The sequence below is a fragment of the Myxacorys almedinensis A genome (genome assembly GCF_010091945.1).
GTDB classification, from domain to species: domain Bacteria; phylum Cyanobacteriota; class Cyanobacteriia; order Leptolyngbyales; family Leptolyngbyaceae; genus Myxacorys; species Myxacorys almedinensis.
In genome coordinates, this window is record NZ_WVIE01000017.1 from 62,731 (window position 1) to 83,305 (window position 20,575).

Annotated in this window: 3 protein-coding genes; all 3 read right to left on the reverse strand. The window is 53.4% G+C overall.

Translation table 11 applies throughout. From position 1 onward, the window contains the following. Nucleotides 1–4: 4 nt before the first annotated feature. From GS601_RS15040 to GS601_RS15050, 3 genes are read right to left on the reverse strand one after another with little or no spacing between them, the layout of a single operon-like run. On the reverse strand, nt 5–8,806 hold the full coding sequence (locus tag GS601_RS15040; RefSeq protein ID WP_162424102.1) for a non-ribosomal peptide synthetase: 8,802 nt from the start codon (nt 8,804–8,806) through the stop codon (nt 5–7). Continuing rightward, nucleotides 8,799–15,962 carry a hybrid non-ribosomal peptide synthetase/type I polyketide synthase gene (locus GS601_RS15045; protein WP_162424103.1) on the reverse strand — a complete coding sequence of 2,388 codons (7,164 nt, stop codon included), beginning with the start codon at nt 15,960–15,962 and terminating at the stop codon, nt 8,799–8,801. The genes GS601_RS15040 and GS601_RS15045 overlap by 8 nt, the downstream gene beginning before the upstream one ends. Further along, nucleotides 15,959–20,569, reverse strand: a complete 4,611-nt coding sequence (locus GS601_RS15050; RefSeq protein WP_162424104.1) for a MupA/Atu3671 family FMN-dependent luciferase-like monooxygenase — start codon at nt 20,567–20,569, stop codon at nt 15,959–15,961. The genes GS601_RS15045 and GS601_RS15050 overlap by 4 nt, the downstream gene beginning before the upstream one ends. Between the last annotated feature and the right edge of the window lie 6 nt (nt 20,570–20,575).

The window sequence follows — 20,575 nt, forward strand, 5'->3', positions numbered from 1 at the left end:
CCGTTTAAGTTTGACTAGCGGATGGGAGGCGATCGAGGCTCATTTCCCCCATTGCCACAACAATTTTGCGGAACCCAACGTAAGGATTGCGCCCGTGAGCAACCAGCAGATTATCCAGCATCAAAATGTCTCCTGACTGCCAAGTAAACTGCTGCTTTAACTGTTGATAAAGTTCTTGAATTTCCGTTAAAACGGACGCTTCAATATCAGATCCATCGCCGTAATAAACCTGCCGAGGTAAAGTTTCCGCGCCAAATAAATCTAGCAGGGATGCCTGAACGGACAGATCCAAAAATGACAGATGATGTAGTTGTAATTGATTGAAAAATACCCACTCCTGAGTCTTCGGATGCTGAACGATCGCAGGTCGAATTTGACGAGTTCTTAAACCGTCGTGGTTCAGCCATTCAAACTCAATTCCGGCTTGGCGACAGTAGGTTTCAACAACGGTTCGATCGCGGGTGCGGAAGAAATCTTGCCAGCTTACATCCAACCCTTTTGTATAGTTGCGGACGTACATCAGTTGCTTCTCTAACAATCGATCGCGGACTGCTGGGCTGAGATGCTGATACATCTGCCGACAATCGACGATCGGGGTTTCTCCCCCTTGCTCAGCAGGCTGCACACAGTAAAACCAGATTTTCATCGGATAGCGATGCAGGTGAGAGCTTTCGTTGTGAAACAGAATCGCTTTATCAGCAGGATAGGGAGTGGAGCCGTACACTTTTCCACTAATGCCTGCTCTGGGCAAATCGCCATATTCCTCAAATAACTCTGGACAAATTGCTTGAGCAACCTGCTCAAACGCTTGAGCCGATGGAACCTGAAAGCCCCGAAATAGAATGCCTCCATGCTGCAATAGCTGGGTTTCAATCCAGACGCGATTTTCCCTTGCCCAATCTGCTACGTCTAAGGACTCGATCGCGGGTTCCGCTACTAGCGGCATCGGACAATGAGATTGCAGAACTCGTGTTTTAATCAGTTCTCCTTGCGGTAGGCTGATCGCTTTCGGCGCGATTTGCTTAAATTTCTTCAGGTTCTCTAGCTTGCGTTGTTGTTGAGCAATGGCTTTTTGTGCTTTCTCGGCATCGGTGTACAGGTTCAGATCACCTACAGGTGTATCGGGTTGAGCCACAATACTGTTAAGCAAGGTTTCAAACTGTCGTGATAAGGTTGCGATCGTGTCTGGACGAAACAGATCTGTGCGGTAATTCCAGGTGCCGACAGTTCCCTGATCTGTATCTTCCATAAACAATGCTAAATCGAATTTAGCGGCTCCTGTTTCAACCACTAGAGGCGTTGCGGTTAATCCAGCCAACTCGATCGGCGGCATGGGAGCATTTTGCAAAACAAACAAAACTTGAAACAGGGGCGTGTGGCTGCGGCGATCAAGACGTAAAGCATCCACTAAGCGAGAAAATGGTAAATCCTGATGGGCATAGGCTTCGAGCGTCACCGTCCGTACCTGTTGCAGCAAGTTTCTAAAGCTGGGATTTCCGGAAAGATCCGAACGGATCACCAGCAAATTAACGAAGAAGCCAATTAATGGCTCGACTCCAGCATGGTTGCGGTTTGCCACATCGGTGCCGACGACAATATCTTCTGCTCCGCTGTAACGGTGAAGCAGCGTTTGAAAAGCTGCCAGCAGCGTCATGAACAATGTCGCTCCCGCTTGACGGCTCAAATTTTTCAGCGCGACAGACAAACTGGGAGGGAAGGTGAAAGTGGCGATCGCGCCCGGTGCTGCTGGAGTGGATTGGGGCGGATCAATCGGTAGCTTCAGTTGGGGCAATCCAGCCAGTTTCCGCTGCCAGTAGGACATCTGCCGCTGCATCTCTTCTCCCTGCAACCATTGCCGTTGCCATACAGCAAAATCGGCGTACTGAATGGGCAGGGCTGGCAGTAGAGAAGGATTTCCTGCAAGTAAGGCGTTGTAGCAAGCGGTCAATTCTTGCACTAGCACACCTAGTGACCAGCCATCTGAAACAATATGGTGTAAGGTCAACAGCGCCACATGCTCAGACTCCGACAGCCGCAGCAGTGTACTCCGCATTAATGAACCTTGCGCCAAATCGAAGGGGAGACGAGCCGCTTCGGTCATTAATTGCTGTAGCTCCAGATTTCGTTGTGTTGGCTCCAGGCTACTGAGATCAACAATGGGAACTTTTACCGTCTGTGTGGAAGCAATGACTTGAACAGGGTTGCCATTGACGATCGTAAACGTGGTTCGCAAAATCTCATGGCGCTGCACGATCGTGTTTAAACTCTGCTCCAGAATGGCGACATTCAAGGAACCGCTCAAGCGTAAAGCGATCGGCATGTTGTAAGCGAAATCGCCGGGTTGCAGTTGATCCAGAAACCACAGTCGCTCCTGAGCAAATGACAGCGGCAAATTGTCTCGTTGAAGAACGGGTTCGATCAGTGGAACAGGGTATGTCGGAGTAGCTTGCATCTGCGATCGTACTTCCTCTGCTAGGGCTGCAATGGTGGGAGCTTCAAACAGACAACGGAGTGGAAGTTCGACTTGAAACGATTCCCGAATGCGTGAGATCACCTGCGTGGCAATTAGGGAGTGACCGCCGTGTTCAAAGAAATTGGCATCCATGCCAACCGACTCCACGCCAAGTACCTGCTTCCAGATCTCCGCGATCGCGGACTCGATCGGATCGCGGGGTGCCACAACAATCTCGGTTGCCTGAGATTGGACAGACGCTAGAGCCGCCAATGCCTGGCGATCGATTTTGCGATTCGGAGTCAAGGGAAACGATTCCAGCACCCGGAATTCGCTAGGCACCATGTATTCTGGTAGCTTCGCTTTGAGAAATTCCCGTAGGCAAGCGGCGGCGATCGCTGGATCATTCAGCACAACAAACGCCAAAAGATGCGGATGAGCTTCTCCGGCAATCAGGACAACTGCCTGACTTACCAGAGGATGCTGAGCTAGCACTGCCTCGATCTCGCCCAACTCAATCCGAAATCCCCGCAGCTTCACCTGATAGTCCATCCGCCCCACATACTCGACGTTGCCATCCGCTCGATACTTCACTCGGTCTCCTGTCCGATACAATCGCGCTCCTGGGACTGCACTGAATTTATCCGGTACAAATCGCTCTGCTGTCAGGTCGGCTCGTCCGACATAGCCGTGTGCCAGTCCTGCACCCCCGATGTACAGTTCTCCCACTACCCCGATCGGCACAGGGTGCTGCTGCTCATCGAGGATGTAGAGTTGTGTGTTAGCGATCGGCTGTCCTATCACCGCAGCATCGTTGGGATGTCTGAGGTGATGGCGAGTAGACCAAATGGTGGTTTCAGTGGGCCCATAGAGATTCCACAGTGCTGCCCCGCGTGGTAACAACTGTGCTGCAAGGTCAGGAGTGAGTGCCTCTCCGCCACATAGCAGGGTGAGAGTTGGACTACCAGACCAACCTGCTGCTAGCAGCAGTCGCCAAGTAGCAGGGGTCGCTTGCATAAAGGTAGCTTGAGTTTGGGTTAGGATTTCTGCCAAGCGTTGACCATCTCCAGTGATAGATCGCTCTACCAGTTCCACCGTCGCCCCAACGATTAGCGGCAAGAGTAATTCCAGCACCGCGATGTCAAACGAGAGCGAGGTCACAGACAGCAGCACATCACCCGGACGCAAGTTCAAGTCCTGCTGCATCGAGTAGAGGAAGTTGACCACAGCGCGATGGGGAATTTGCACCCCTTTCGGTTTGCCTGTGGAACCAGAGGTGTAGAGGATGTATGCCAGAGCGTCGGGGAGAATTGGGCAGGGTAGGGGAGATCGAGATGAGCCATCACTCCAGACTTGATCGAGCGGCAGAACTCGACCTGCAAAGGGAAAGGGAGTTTTTAGGGCGGTGTCAGACAGCAGCACCGCAACTTGAGCATCCGCGAGAATGAAGGTGAGGCGATCAACCGGATAAGCAGGGTCGAGGGGAACATAAGTGCCACCTGCTTTGAGCACCGCGAGTAGGGCAATCAGCAGGTTCGGAGAACGCTCTAGGAACAGACCGACGCGGGTTTCTGAAGTGACTCCCACTTGTTGTAGATGATGAGCAAGGTGATTGGCACGCTGGTTGAGGGTGTCATAAGTCAGCGAGGAGTCCTGGAAGCAGAGGGCGATCGCTTCTGGGGTTTGTTGCACTTGCGCTTCTACCCATTCGTGCAGGCACAGATTGGGAATCTCGGTTGCTGTTTGGTTCCATTCCACCAGCAGGGTGTGACGCTCTGCGGACGTTAACAGCGGCAGATCGGCAAGGTGCTGTGCTGGGTCAGCCGCGATTCCTGCCAGCAAAGTCTGAAAATGCTCCAGCAACCGCGCGATCGTGCAGTCATCGAACAGATCGGTGTTGTACTCCAGTGCCCCCAGCAGTCCTTCCTCCGAGTCGCTAAACACCAGGGTCAGGTCAAACTTAGCGGTGTTCGTTACACTCGCTTGCGGAGTCAAGGTTAAGCCGGAAGTTTCGAGAGGCGCGATCGCTGGATGTACACTCAGCATCACCTGCACCAAGGGAGTATGGCTGGTCTGGCGCTCCAGGTTCAGTGCCTCGATCACTTGCTCAAACGGCACATCTTGGTGGGCATAGGCTTTCAGCGCCGTTCCACGCACCTGAGCAAGCACCTGAGAAAATTGAGGATTGCCTGACAGATCGGTGCGGAGTACCAGCGTATTGAGGAAGCAGCCAATCAGATCGGCAAGCCCTGGATGATGACGATTCGCGATCGGGGTGCCAATCAAAATATCGGTTTGCTGCGTGTAGCGAGACAGCAACGTGGCAAATGCTGCTAGCAAGGTCATGAACAGCGTTGCTCCGTGCTGCTGTCCTAATTGCTGGAGTGCCTGTTTGAGCGGAGGTTGTAGTTGCATCCACTGAGTTTTGCCCCGGAAACTCTGAACGGCTGGACGGGGGCGATCGAGCGGGAGCGGGAGCAGAGTAGGGGGATTGTGCAATTGCTGCCGCCAGTACGTCAACTGAGTTTGCAGCACGTCTTCCTGTAACCAGCGCCGCTGCCAGTCAGCAAAATCAACGTACTGAATCGGGAGTTCTGGTAGTGGAGCAGGTCTGCTGTGGCAGAAGGCATTGTAGAGAACTGCCAGTTCCTGCACCAGAATTTGTGCAGACCAAACATCTCCAATCAGGTGATGCAAGGTGACAAACAGCAGGTGTTCAGTCTGCTGGAGTTGCCCGATCGTCACCCGCAACAGGGGAGCCTGGCTCAGGTCAAAGGCGTGTTGCGCTGCCTCTGCCGCTAGCCGTTGCGTCTCAATTTGCTGCTGGTTGGCTGGGAGGGCTTGCAGATCCACAACGGACAGGTTGAAGCTGAAAGGTGGGTGAATCACTGCCTGGGGCTGTCCATCCACGGTTGCAATACTGGTTCGCAAGACTTCATGCCGCTGCAAGAGGGCATTAAAACTCTGCTCCAAGGCGGACAGATTTAGGGAACCGCTCAAGTGCAGCACAGTGGGAATGTTGTAAACCGGATTATTGGGTTCCAACTGCTGCAAAAACCAGATCCGTTGCTGGGCAAAGGAGAGGGGTAAAGCCCCACTGCGGGGAATGGGTTGAATCGGCTGGAACGACTGGACGATCGCCTGCTCCGCTTCCAGGCTCTCGGCAAATTCTGCGATCGTTGGCAACTCAAACAGACGACGCAGCGGCACCTCCACCCGCAAGGTGTCCTGCACCCGTGCAATGACCTGAGCCACCAGCAGCGAATGTCCGCCTAATTCAAAAAAGTTATCGTGAATGCCGATCGACTCGCGTCCTAAGACCTGCGCCCAAATTTCAACCAGAGCCGCTTCCGTGGCAGTGCGGGGTGGCACGGAGGAACTTTCCGCAGGCGTGGCAGCCGGAGCAGGAAGGGCGCGACGATCGACTTTACCATTTGGATTTAGCGGCAGAGCCTCCAGCAGCACGCAGACAGAGGGTACCAAATAGTCGGGTAATTGTTGCAGCAGATCACGCCGTAAGCTGCTGGAAGTCAGGTTCGCGTCAGGTTCCGGCACAACATAGGCAACCAGTTGGGCGGGATCTTGCCGCAGAATCACCACGGCTTCTTGAACCGCAGGATGCTTTTGTAGCGCAGCTTCCACCTCTCCCAGTTCAATCCGAAAGCCGCGCCATTTCACCTGTTGATCTGCACGTCCGACAAATTCCAGCCTGCCATCGGCGCGATAGCGCACCAGATCCCCAGTTTTGTACAGGCGGGCACCTACCACAGAACTGAACGGATTGGGCAGAAACGCCTGAGCCGTCAGATCCGATCGCCCTAAATATCCCCGCGCCAACCCAACGCTGCCGAGATACAGTTCACCGATCACCCCGATCGGCACGGGCTGTCTGTGACGATCCAGCACGTAGGTTTGGGTATTAGCAATGGCACGCCCGATCGAGGGATTCGCATTCGTTGCCGTGCATTCAGCCACCGTAGCGCATACGGTCGTTTCGGTCGGACCGTATGCGTTGAAAAATTGCCGCCCCACTGCCCAAGTGGAAACTAACGCCGATGGACAGGCTTCTCCCGCCACAATCAGCGTGTGCAGAGCAGGCAAATGGGACGGAGACAGGGCGGCGAGAGCAGAGGGGGGCAGCGTTGCGTGGGTAATGGCGTGGGTTTGCAAAAACTGCTGCAATGGGGAACCGGGCAATCGCTGATCAGCACGACCCAGATACAGAGTGGCTCCCGATCGCCATGCCATCACCAGTTCCCACACCGACGCATCGAAGTTGAACGAGGCAAATTGCAGAATGCGGCTGTCTGACGATAAGCGAAAGGTTTGCTGTTGCGCCTGACTCAGGTTTGCCAGTCCACGATGGGTCAGCAGCACGCCTTTCGGCTGTCCGGTAGAACCAGAAGTGTAGATGACGTAAGCGAGATGATCGGGCGTGACGGAACTGGCAGGATTGCGGGTGGGATAGTCGGCGATCGCGCTCCAATCCGCATCAAGACAAACGATCGAACCTAAGTAAGACGGCAATCGACTTCGCAGATGGCTCTGGGTGACTAAGCCGACAACTGGAGCATCAGACAGCATGAACGCCAACCGATCGAACGGGTAGTCAGGATCAAGCGGCAGGTAAGCGCCCCCAGCCTTGAGAACTGCCAGGATCGCGATTAGCACTTCTAGAGACCGTTCCAGGCAAATCCCGACCAGTTGATCGGGACCGACTCCCCAGCTTTGGAGGAAGTGAGCAAGCTGATTCGCTCGATCGTTCAGTTCCCCGTAGCTAAGAGGTTGCTCGTTCCAAAGGGCGGCGATCGCATTCGGACGCTGTTGCGCCTGCATTTCTACCCAGTGATGCAGGCACACAGTCTGCGGATAGTCCGTCTGAGTTTGAGTCCAGGTTTCTAATAGCTGGTGCCGCTCTGGCTCCGTTAAAATCGGCAACTGAGAAAGCTGCCGATGGGGATTTGCCGCAATTCCGGTCAGAAGAGTTTGAAAGTGATCCACCATACGGCGCATTGTCGCGGCATCAAAAATATCGGTGCGGTATTCAATCCAGCCTTCAACGCCCTCGGCTGTCTCCAGCAGGTTCATCACCCAATCAAATTGTGTCGTTCCGGTGTGCAGAGGGCGCGGTTTCAGAAGCAATCCACCACACATCTGCGCGGCGATCGGAGCGGTTTGCAGGGTAAACATGACCTGAAGCAGCGGCGCATGACTGAGGCTCCGCTCCGGTTGCACCGCCTCCACCAGCTTTTCAAACGGTAAATCTTGATGGTGACTGGCTTCTAGGACAACCGATCGCACTCGTTGCAGCAGTTCCAGAAACGTGGGATCACCCTCAAGGTTGGTTCGCAGCACCAGCGGATTTACTAGCACCCCCATCAGAGCTTCCGTCTCAGCGCGATTACGGTTTGCCACCGGAGCGCCAATCAAAATATCAGCTTGATCGGTGTAGCGATAGAGCAGCGTTTTGAAGGCTGCCAGCAGCGTCATAAACAGGGTTGCGCCGTGCTGCTGTCCCAGCGATCGCAGGGGTTGGATCAGTGACCTGGAGAGATGCACCGCTTGCACCGCTCCCTGGAAGTTTTGCACTGGGGGACGCGGACGATCGCAGGGGAGCGGTAGAACCGCCGGAGCTTCCGCAAGTTGCTGTTTTCCGTAGGATAAATGCTGATCCAGATCCTTTTGCAACCACTGCCGCTGCCACATCGCAAAATCGGCGTATTGAATGGGCAAATCCGGTAGCGGCGAGGACTTCCCATCTTGAACCGCCTCGTATAGCAGCGCCAGTTCTCGAACAAAAATTCCCAGCGACCAACCATCCGCCACGATGTGATGCACATTGAGCAGCAGAACATGCGTCTCTGCATTCAGCTTCAACAGTGTTGTCCGCAGCAGCGGACCTTGCGCCAAATCAAACGGGCGTTGTGCTTCCTCAGTTGCCAACTGCTGCACTGCTGCTTCTTGCTCAGATGGGGGCAGCGATTGTAAATCTATCATTGGCAGATCCCAGGATGCAGCAGGTTGAATCACCTGCATCGGTTCCCCAAATTCCGATACGGTAAAGATCGTTCGCAATCCTTCGTGGCGCTGGCAGAGCGCGGTCAGACTTTGCTGCAAACCGGACATCTGTAGCCGACCCTTGAGATCCACTGCTGCGGGCACGTTGTAGAGCGGAATTTCTGGATGAAGCTGATGTAGAAACCACAATCGCTGTTGAGCAAACGACAGCGGAAAAGCATTGCCTGTTCGAGGTTGGGGCTGAATTCGCGATCGCCCCTGCCGATGCTGAAGCCGCTGAGTCAGTTTCGCCAGTTGCTCCGGCGACAAATTAGCAATTCGATCGGCGTTACTCATGATCTCCCCCTAAGAATTCAGCTTCCAGTTCTGCCAGCAGGTCGGGATCAACTTGATCGGCGATCGACTGAGCAATCACCTCTGCCAGCTTTGCCACGGTAGGCTCCTCAAACAAGTTCCGCAGCGACACCTCCACTGAGAAGGTTTCACGAACGCGGGAGATCACCTGTGTTGCCAGTAGGGAGTCTCCTCCCAGATCAAAGAAAGTGTCGTGAATGCCAATCCGATCGCGTCCCAAAAGCTGGCACCAAATGTCTGCCAATGCCGTTTCGATCGTCGTACGGGGAGCCACAAAAGAAGATTCTATCGGTGCAACGGGACGCTTTAGAGCCAGCAGCGATCGACGATCGACTTTACCGTTTGCCGTTAGGGGTAAAGTTTCCATCGGCAGATAGGCAGTTGGCAGCATGTACTCTGGTAGCTTCTGTGCGAGAAACGTTCGGAGTTTCTGCGGCTGAAAGTGCTGAACTGATGCAGGACCCCGCGCCAGCAGCACATCAAACCCTAGCCACTCAGCGATCGAGCTAGGTTGATGCAGAATTTGGCAATCGGTAAATCCGGCATCGGTGAGAACTTGCCGCCATTGTTCCTGAGAGAGTAGGGGATGCTGTTGCCGCAGGTCGGTATCTTCAAATCGATCGAAGCCCTGTTGCAGCCCCATACTCAGGTCAAAGGCAGGATGGAACTGGGTTTCTTCCAGCAGCAGTAAGAGTCCCCCCGGTGCCAGAAGCGAACGAATGTAGTGCAAGGTTTCGCCGATGTTGCGGGTGGCATGAAGAACACTAGAGGCAATCACGACATCGAAAGTATGCAATTCATAGCCCTGTTCCTGTGGGTCTTGCTCCAAATCCAGCAGTCCGGTTTGTAGAAATGGATAAGCCGCAAACATCGATCGCGCCCGCTGCAAGAAATAGCTGGAAATATCGGTGAACAGGTAAGTCGTGCGATCGGGGGGAAGCACAGGCAACAGATGCAGCGTCGTGGAGCCAATCCCGGCACCCACTTCCAGAATTCGCAACGGTTCCGACTGCCAGGATTGAGCGATCGCGCTAATCACCGATCGCATCACAGCATTGCTTGCTTGAAACTGCTTTTGATAAATTTCCGGAACAGCGTCGGCGGCGTAGATTTCTGCTGAATGCTGTGTCTCGGTCAGGATATCCGCCAGATTTTCAGCCACCTGAAGCAGTAGTTGAGTCGCTGCCTGACTCAATCCCAAACCCTCTGTCGCTCCCGCGTGAACACTGGCGATCAGATCGAGAGACAGATGGGTCGGTAAAGGGGATATTTGCACAAAACGATCGTCCTTCTGTCGCAGCCAACCCGTTTGCGCTAACTGAGTCAGTGCCCGTTGCAGCCAGCGTTGATAGCGAGGCTGAATCTGACCGTGCCGCAGCAGTTCTGTTGTATCTGCCTCGTCAGCAGAGTTAAAAGCTCCCAGCTTGCATAACGCAACTCCTGCGGCGTTGAGATAAAGCTGCTCCAAAGATTGCCAAAATTCTGAAAATGCCTGAAGGTCGATCGATTCAGGAGTCGGCTGGAGTGCCCTGTTTAGCCCCTCCCACTGCTGTAGTGTCACCGATGCCTGACGCTGCAAAAACAGTGAATCCGATTCAGCCACATCGGGAATCACATACGCCACAAGCTGCTGAAGTGCTCCGTCCCCCGTCGCCAAAACCACCGCTTTCTGAACTGCCGGATGCTGCTCCAGGGTAGCTTCAATTTCCCCTAGCTCAATTCGGTAGCCCCGCAGCTTCACCTGAGAATCTTCGCGCCCCAGAAACTCGATCTGCCCACTGGGTAAGTATCGTCCCAGATCTCCAGTGTTGTAGAGCCGTCCAGCTTCAGGATGCTCGATGAAACTGGCGATCGTTCTGGTGTCATCCTGCCAGTAGCCCTGCGCTAAACCCGTTCCCGCGATATACAACTGCCCTGGCACCCAGACCGGACGCGGCTCCAGTTGCTCATCCAGCACATAAAATTGCTGATTTTGCATCGGCTGACCATAGGGAATGCTTTTCCAGGCTGGATCAACGGACGCGATCGGATACAGAATCGACCAAATCGAAGCCTCGGTCGCGCCGCCCAAACTGACCACTTGCACTGCTGGAACGAATTGTTTGAGCCGATCGGGCAAGGAAAGTGGCAGCCAGTCTCCACTCAGCAGCACCAAACGCAGACTGTCCGGTAACACCCCGCAGCGCCCCGCGCCATATTCCAGCAGCATTTGCATTAAGGCGGGGACGGAATTCCACAGCGTGACTTGTTCGCGTCCCAAAATCTCTGACCAAACGGCGGGATCTTTCGTTGCCCTCGCAGGGGGCAAGACGATCGTGCCGCCCGCCGCCAGCGTTCCAAAAATGTCATACACGGACAGGTCAAAGCTGAGAGAAGAAAGAGCAAACACGCGATCGTGCGCTCCGACCTGGAAGCGCTGATTGATGTCCAGAATTGTGTTAACGGCTCCCTGATGGTCGATCATTACGCCTTTGGGAAGCCCTGTAGAACCGGAGGTGTAGATCACATAGGCAAGGTCGGTTGGCTGCTGCACGGGTTCTAGAAGCGGCTCGTCGATCCAGTCCACATCCTCAACTTCCCAAACCTGCAAATGCCTGGCAGCGAATGACTCTTTGAGACATCGATGCGTCAAAACATGCCGAACGGCAGTCTGCTTCAGCAAATAGTCACGGCGTTCCTGCGGCAGTTCCGGGTCGATCGGCACGTAGGCACCCCCCGCCATCAGGACTCCCAATACTGCAACAACTTGCTGCCAGCCTTTTTCCAGAACGATCGCCACCAGTTGATTCGGCAGCACTCCCGATCGTCGTAGCTGATGCCCAATGTGGGTAGCACGACGCAAGAGTTCGGCGTAGGTGAGGCTGAGATCGGGCGCAATCACCGCGAAGTGATCCGGCTGCATTTGAGCCTGAGTTATGAACAGGGTATGCAGCAGATGCTTTGATATCGGAGCAGCGGTAGCATTGAGGGTCGTCTGTAAATCTTGATCTGCCGTTGGTAGCGACACCGATCGGGCTGACTGCCAGGGTCGATCGCGAGTTGCTAAATCTTCCAGCAGGCGACAGTAAGCAGTCAGCATCACATCTATCATCCCAGATGGAAATAATTCCTCTACCGCATCCCAGTTGAACACCAGCGTTCCTTTTTCCTCGTAAACCTGGTGATCCAACCAAACTTGGGGAGTTTGAGCAATGCTGTAGACAAACTTGCCGAGCCATTCGGTAGCAAATGCCGTTTCATCCTGCATCTGAGGATTTGCCAGCAAACTGGTAAAAACGACGGGCATGGTGACTCGCCCCGATCCTGCTTGAGCGCGGGAGAGTTCTCTCAAAACTCGCACACCACTGACGGCACCGTGTTCTAGGTCTTGCCACAATTGGTGCTGAAGCTGTTGGGCACGTTTCTGGAAGGGAGCCGATCGCCTGTAATCCACTGCTAGTAAAGTGAGGGACGTAAAATCACCGACGAGATCATTGACTTGAGGATGCAGCGGCAGCCGATTAAAGGTCGTCAGGTTAATCGTGAAGTGACGAGTTTTGCTCCAGGTGGCTAACACATCAGCATAAGCAGCTAGCAGGATTCCCGATGGAGTTAAACCTGCTTGAACGGCACGCTGCTTCAACTGCTGCCAAATTTCCTGCGACAGTCGGACAGTCCGACGTGCAAACCGAGGGGTGTCAATGGCAGTCGGTGCGATCGCCAAAGGAAGCTCTGGTGCAGACGGCAGTTGGGGGATTCGGGCTTGCCAGTAGGTGAGCGATCGCTGATACACCTCGGAGGCTTCCAGGGTCTTCAGTGCTAGAACGTAATCGCGGAATGTGAGACCCAACTCAGGCAGCGCAGTGTCCTTCTGGTAAAGCTGCTGCCACTGTTTGAGTAACAAAGCGAGACTGGCAGCATCCACAAGCAAATTATCAAAGCTGAGAAACAGGCGGATTCGCTGTTCATCCAGCCGCGCTGCACTCACTTCAAACAAGGGATAGGTATCTGGCTGGCGGACTCGATGGGATAGCTGCTGTCGAATCGCGGCAAGTTCAGTGGTCACGGCATCTAGCGACTTGCCGCGCAAATCCCACTCGTGAATTTCATACGGAGGCACCGAGGCGAGAACTTGCTGTTGCCCATCAGGCAGGACGATCGTTCGCAGCGTGTCATGGTGTACCACCAACTGTTGAAACGCACGATTCAGCCGTTGCAAATCCAGATTAGAACTGTCGAATTCGGCATAGACATGGGCAGCAATGTTGCCCATCTCAAACGATCGCGTTCTACCAATCCAGTACGCTTCTTGAATGTCGTTGAGTGGAAACGGTTGACAGCGCTGCTCTGGATCGGGTTGAATTCGGGGCAGGATGGGGCGAGTTGCGGTGGAAAGCTCGTGAACCAGTTGAGCCGCCAGATCCATGATCGAGGTATCTTCCAGCAGCGCTGTAATGGCGATCGTAACTCCCAGATCAGTTTCTAAATCGCTCTTCAGTTCCAGCGCCATAATCGAATCCAGCGCCAGGGTTTTGAGCGATCGTGTCGATTCAATTTCCACCAATGGAACTCTCAGCGCGTGAGCAATGCGATCGCGTAAGTAGCTCTCCAATGCTTGCTGTTGCTGGTTTGGTTCTAGAGTCAGCAGCGTTTCACGGGACACTCCAGAGCGGAGCGATCGCGCTTCAATTGGCGGACGATCGTCTAACTCTAGCCAGTACCGTTGGCGTTCAAATGGATAGGTGGGAAGCGGTTGCCGTTGACGAGGGTAGTCGCGATCGAATCCAGCCCAATCGACCTCAAAGCCGTGTAGATAAAGTTTCTTCAGACTATTTAACAGGGTTTCCCAGTCGCCCGTTTGAGGATCGAGGGACGGTAGCCACAATTGAGTTTGAGCAGAGAACTTTTGCTGCAAGGCTTCTAGCGTCGTGGAGTGCAATCCAATTTCTAGAAAGGATTGAAACCCTTGATCCAGAAGCGTTTGAATTCCAGTCAGGTTGTCGGACGATCGAAGCAAGCATTGCTGCCAGTGAGTCTTTGCAGTGTTGTGATCAAGGAGTTGTCCGGTTGCTCCAGAAACCAGCGTCAGACGGGGAGCCGCAGCCTGCAAAGGGTGTTCTGATGGCTGAGTGATGAACTGTAGCGTCTCCTCCAAGCTCAACACACCAGCCACACAAGCGGCGACCAATTCTCCTACTCCGTATCCCAGAACAGCATCCGGCTGAATTCCCCAGGACTGCCACAATTGCGCCAGCGCATACTCTAGTACAAACGCGATCGCTGCCGAACTCGGCTTATTCACCTTTGCTACAGTGCAATTTTGGGAATCAAGCAGTGAAAAAAGCGACTGTTTCAGAACAGGTTGTAAAAGCCGATCGCACTGCTCCAAAATTCGTCGAAACGTAGGCTGAGTTTGGTATAGCTGAATTCCAACCCATTCCGTTGCATCACCGGGAAACAAGAAAACAATTTTCTGACGCTCTGCGGTGGGTGGCTGATCAACGAATTCGTTCGCACTTTGATGCAGCCAGATCGCTAACTGCTGCTGAATTTCTGCTAAAGAATGACTGACACAGGCAAAGCGATAATCAAAGTGCGATCGTCCGGCTGCTGCACTGTAGCAAATGTCCGCGATCGCGTTAGGCGGCTGATCTTTGAGAGCCTGCACATACTGCTGAACCAGCGATCGCAAGGCAGTTGGGCTTTTTGCCGAAACGCTGAACAGGTGCAGGGGGCGATCGGACTCAATGGATTTAACCGGACGATCCGGAGGCGCTTCCACAATCACATGAGCATTGGTGCCATTTGCGCCAAAGGCATTAATTCCAGCAATCCGTCTTCCCTGAATTGGTATCCACGGGATGCGTTGAGTTGGAATTTTGGCGGGAATCTCCTCCAGCGAAATATTTGGATTAAGCTGCTGAAAATGCAGGTGCGGCGGCAATTCTTGATGGTGCAGCGCCAACACCACCTTAATTAAGCTAGCCATTCCGGAGGCAGTTTCTGTGTGTCCAATATTGGTTTTGACAGAGCCGAGGAACAGCGGAGTTTCCCCCGATCGCCCTTCACCCAACACCGTCGCTAGCGCCCGAACTTCGATCGGATCACCGATCGGGGTTCCGGTTCCCTGCGCTTCGACATACGAGATTTGAGCAGGTTGGATGCCGGACTGCGCCAAGGCTTCTCGAATCACGGTTTGCTGCGTTGCCCCATTGGGAATGGTTAAGCCACCACTCGCGCCGCCATGATTCACCGCCGTTCCCCGAAGGGTTGCCCAAATGTAATCTCCTGCTGCCTCTGCATCAGAGAGCCGCTTCAGAACCACCACGCCGCAGCCTTCCGATCGCACATAGCCATCTGCTGCTGCATCAAAGGTACGGCAGCGACCCCTGGCAGACATCAACCGAGTTTTGGAAAAAATCACGTTCGCCTCTGGCGACAAAATCAAATTCACGCCTCCAACCAGCGCCAAATTGCACTCCCGGTTGCGGAGGCTCTGACACGCTAGATGAACCGCCATCAGCGATGAGGTACAGGCAGTATCCAGCGCTAGACTCGGACCCTGTAATCCCAGTAAATAAGACAGGCGACCTGCGGCAAAACTAAATCCATTTCCTGTACCAATGTAGGCATCGATCGCTGCTGGATTTCCTGCCCTGGTTTGCAGGTTGGCATAGTCACTGGTCCCAATCCCAACAAATACGCCTGTCTTACTGCCAACCAAATCACGCGGGGCTTGTCCAGCATGTTCCAAAGCTTCCCAGGCAACCTCTAAAAGCAACCGCTGCTGCGGGTCCATGCCAATGGCTTCCCGTGGACTAATGCCAAAAAAATCGGGATCAAACTGATCCACTTGGGATAAAAATCCGCCCCAGCGCGTGTACGTTTTGCCAGGAGCATTCGGATTGGGATCATAATAAGCGTTGACCTGCCAGCGTTCCGGAGGCACTTCCGCGATCGGATCAATGCCATCTCGCAGCAGTTGCCAAAATGCAGCCGGATGATTGACGGCTCCAGGAAACCGACACCCCATTCCGACCAGCGCGATCGGTTCGGTCTTTGCCTGCTGAAGGGCATCCAGTTGGGATTTCAACTCCACCGCCAGCAGCGCCAACCGTTTGGGAGAAAGGTCTGTAATTTGTTCTAGAAATGCGTTCATAGGCTTGCCCTGGAAATCTTTTCGGATAGCAGCCGCTCAACTTCGTCGTCCGACAACTGCTGAATCTTGGTTAAGGGATCATTCAAGTCGATATCTGGAGCGATCGCGGGGGCGATCGTGAGTTCCTCCCAGCCCAAAATGGTTTGAGCCAGATGGGTTGTCAGGGCACTCACGGTTGGATGCTCAAATGCCAGAATTGCCGGAATTGAGCATCCCAGGCTCGATTCCAATCGATGCTTCAGTTCCAGCGCCATCAGGGAATCCATTCCTAGTTCAAACAGTCCCCGCTGCGGGTCTAAGCGATGGGGCGGTTGAATTCCCAAAACCCTGGCAGCTTGTTCCTGGATATGGGCTTGCAGCGCCTCTAAGCGTCCGTTGGCAGGAAGGCTCTCTAGTGTCTGCAACCAGGCAGGAGATTGGGCATCCGACTTCTGAGGTTCAGTGGGTTGACTGGCAATCTGTTGCAGCAGCGACGATCGAGCATCCGGGAACAACTGGAAAAACTCCGACCAGGGCACAGGCAACACTGCCACCTGCGCTGCATCCTGATACAGCAAGTGTTCCAGCGCAGCTAAACCCTGCTCAGGCAGAAGAGTCCAGCTATCTGGCAACAGTCGATAGCCCTGTTGGACATAGCGCGATCGCATTCCCACTTCTGCCCAGTCTCCCCAGGCAATACTTAACGCTGTCTGCCCATGCGATCGGCGGTAGTGAGCCAGGGTATCTAGAAACGCATTGGCGGCGCTGTAGCTGCCCAACTGTTGTCCCACTGCTCCCAACAGCCCTGCCCAGGATGAGAATAAGACAAACCAGTCGAGCGACTGATTGGCAAACAGTCGATGCAAAACCCAACTGCCCAGCACCTTCGGGCGCAACACTGCCGTCAAGGTTTCCTGATCTAACTGCTGAAGTGGAACCATCGGTTGAGGAATTCCCGCTAAGTGCATCACCCCACGAATTTTGGGACATCCCTGTTCTTGCAGGTGATGCAGTGCTGCGATCATCTGGGCTTCGTCTGCTACATCGGCAGATTCCAGATAAACGGTTGCCCCAGATGCCTCGATCGTCCGAATGGTCTGAATCTGATTTGCCACACGGATCTCTTGGGGATCATCCCACTGGCTGCGGGGCGGTAGGGATGATCGTCCCACCAAAATCAGATGTCGCGATCCCTGTCGAACTAACCACTGTGCTACCAGCAAACCCAAATCTCCAAATCCTCCGGTAAGCAAGTAGCTACCCTCTGACTGAACCTGAATTGCTGATTGGACGGTAGCTTGATGCTGCACCAATCGAGGCGTATACCATTCCCCCTGTCGGTAAGCGATTGGGGAATCACTAGAGATTGCTTGCAGTAGTGCAGCGGCATTTTGTTCAACCGATGCACTCGGATCAAGATCAATCAGTCCGCCCCAAAGCTGCGGTTGCTCCACGGCAATGACTTGACCCAATCCCCACAGTAACGACGGAATGATGGCTTGTGGATCAGTCGGTTTAACAGACTGGCTACCCTGAGTGACTAACCACAGTTGCGGAGTTTTGCCAAACTCTGTCAGCGCCTGAAGGAGAGATAACAAATTAGAACAGAGTGAGCCTGAAGCCAATTCTAGTTCAGTCGTTGTGAAGCGATCGCACTCAGGCAGATCCAAGCTACCCAGGTGAATTACTTTGAGAGCGGTTGTCTCATCAGCGAACTTCTGTAACAACGATCGATAGTGTTCTTCAGATCGATCGCTCTGAACGAGACTGACTCGTTTTCCAGCAACCCGAAGCTGTTCAGCCAGTTCTGTGCCAACTCCGTCTTGATCAGCCAGAATTAACCAATCTTCAACGGTTACAGGTGTTTGAGCCACAATCACCGCTTGATGCACTGGAATTCCTTCAGGCGCGATCGCCCTCACCTCAGCAAATCCAGTGCTTTTCAGCAGTTCACACCAGCGCTCCTGACCGAGTAAAGGATAGTCAGGACGCAGCGATCGGTCAGTAAATTTCCACCATCCCTCCGTTAAACCGAAGACCAAATCGAGCGATCGTTGCGGCTGTGTCCCTTCCAGCAATACCAGTAATCCACCCGGTGCCAGTAATTGCTGCACATGCTTTAAGGTCTGCTGCAAATCCGTTGTGGCATGTAAAACATTAGCTGCCAGAATGACATCAAACTGCTGCGAGGCAAAGTCTTGAGACTGCGGATCTTGCTCAATATCCAGCACTCCACACCGCACAAATGGATAGTCACAGAATTTTTGCTCTGCTCTCGCTGTCATCAACCGCGAAACATCTGTGAACCAATACTCTGTTTGCGCGGCGGGTAGGGACGGAAGCACTTGAGCCGTCGTACCTCCGGTTCCAGCCCCAATTTCCAGAATGCGGATTTGGCGACCATTTGGTAGATCGTTCACAGCTTCAGCGATCGTCTGTTGCACCCAGCGATTCATGACTTGAGCGGCTGGAGCGTGTTGATAAAGCTGCTCGACTAAATCCAGCGATCCGTCAGGAAAGAGTAATTGCAGGGGGTCGCATTGCCCTTGCAGCACGTCTGCTAATCGGGTTCCACAGCGCTCCAACAGCGTTAATTCGGCACGACAGGCAGGATAAGTTGTCCACAGATCATTCCATTGCTGTGAAGCATCTCTGTGAGCCGGAAGATTGCATTTCCACTGGGTTGAATTCAGTCGGCACAAAATTTCATCTTCCTGCAAAATTTGCAGCAGACGTTCTAATAACCGTTGATGGGCTGTTGCAATTCCTAGTTCAGTGAGTGAAGCAGTGGAGACGATCGCACCGTCTGAAAAATTCCAGCCTAACTGCTGAAATGCCGAAAGGATATAGGTCGTGCTGAGAATTTCTAGCTGCGGGTTAAGCTCCTGATAAATCGAGAGTTCAGACGGTGCGGATGGAAAGAAATGTGCGGTAATTTGCTGGGGCGATCGCAGCCAATCCGCAGGCTGAAGTGCGGCAACGGGTGGGGCGATCGATTGCCACTCAATTTGGTAGAACCAATCTTCGGGAGGTTTTTCTGGTAACTGTGGCTCAGAAATCACCCGCTGCAACCGCAGCCCAATGATCTCTATTAACACAGCACCCGTTTGATCCAAAATTTGTACCGTTCCCTCAAACTGTTCAGCAGTCGGGCTGAGTTCTGACTGCACGATCGCATGGCTCCACACTCGCTTTTCTAGAGGGCGATGCTGCTTTAACCTTTGAAAGCCAACAGGAAGATATTGCATCGATCGCGCTTGATCCGCGATCGTGCGGGGCAAAGCGGCAAAAAATACTTGTAGACACGCATCTAAAAATGCTGGATGCAGGGCGTAATCGGAGCAGTTTAATTCCAATATTTCCAGTAGATGGATATCTCCTAACGCTTCTCCGTCGCGCCGCCAGAGTTGCTGAATTCCCTGAAAACTGTGGTCAAATTCCACGCCCCACGTCAGCAAATTTTCGTAAAACTCCAAGGCGGGGAGCGATTGGAAGCAGCGCACTTGAATTTCGCGTAGTAAATTTTGTGAAGGTAGCTCAATCGATGGACGATCGCTCGATCCATTTCTCAAGTCGCTATCTGCGCCAGTACAAACTTCCTTAAGGCGAGACAAGGGCGGCAAATGATCGAGAATCTGATTTGCAGCTAATCCAAAGTCCAGCAGACAGGCAACTTCATCAACGCCTAATTGCTCCAGTTGTTGAATCAGCGGCAAACAGCTTTCTGGTGTCCCAATCAGCGATCGACTCGCAGCAAATTTCTCAAACACCAGATTTGCTAAAGCTTCCAGATCGGCTGTGGAAAGATGGGTAACATCAAGGGTTGAGCCACGACTTTCTGCTAAACCCTTGAGCAAAGCCAGATTGGATTTTAGGTAATTGCAGTAGGGTTTCCGCGCTTGTTCACGAGTTTGTTGCAGATCATCCCCAATCAAGGTGTGCAGCGTGACCGTAATTTGTCCCGTCGCCGGATCGTAGCCCTGCCGCGATCGAGCCTCCCGATAGAGCGCAATTTTTTCAGCTAGCTCCTCCACCGTGTGGTCAAACAAATGCGTGAGTAGATTGGCTCCAATTTCCCCAGCGCGAATAAAGGTTTTGGGACTACCTGCTGCTGTCACCCAAATCGGCAATTCTGATTGAATCGGGGTCGGGTAAATGCGAATTTCAACCGGAATATTTTTGCCATTCGGCATCCAAATGGATTCGCCTCGCCACAGCTTTTGAACCGTTTGAATTCCGGCAAACAGAATGTCATAGCGATCAGCGTAGCGATCGGGGCAACCAGCAAAATCGTTTGGATTCCAGCCCGCCGCAAACGAGATGCCCACCCTGCCATCAGAGAGATTATCCACCACCGCCCATTCTTCTGCCACTCGAATCGGAGAGTGCAACGGCAGAACCACACTCCCTGCCCGCAGTTGAATCCGCTTCGTCTCCCGCGCTAGGGCAGCATGAAGCACAGCCGGATTTGGATAGAGACAGCCAAACTGGGTAAAGTGCCGTTCTGGAACCCACACGCTTTTAAAGCCGTGGCGATCGGCAAATCTGGCGCTTTCAATCACCAGGCGATATTTTTCTTCTAGCAGCGCGTCTTCGCCACTGGCAAAGAACATGAAACCGAATTGCATAGAAAT

Excerpts from the sequence above, each read along its gene's own strand:
- GS601_RS15045 (WP_162424103.1), bottom strand. The coding sequence starts at position 15,962 with ATGAACGCATTTCTAGAACAAATTACAGACCTTTCTCCCAAACGGTTG.
- GS601_RS15050 (WP_162424104.1), bottom strand. The coding sequence starts at position 20,569 with ATGCAATTCGGTTTCATGTTCTTTGCCAGTGGCGAAGACGCGCTGCTA.
- GS601_RS15040 (WP_162424102.1), bottom strand. The coding sequence starts at position 8,806 with ATGAGTAACGCCGATCGAATTGCTAATTTGTCGCCGGAGCAACTGGCG.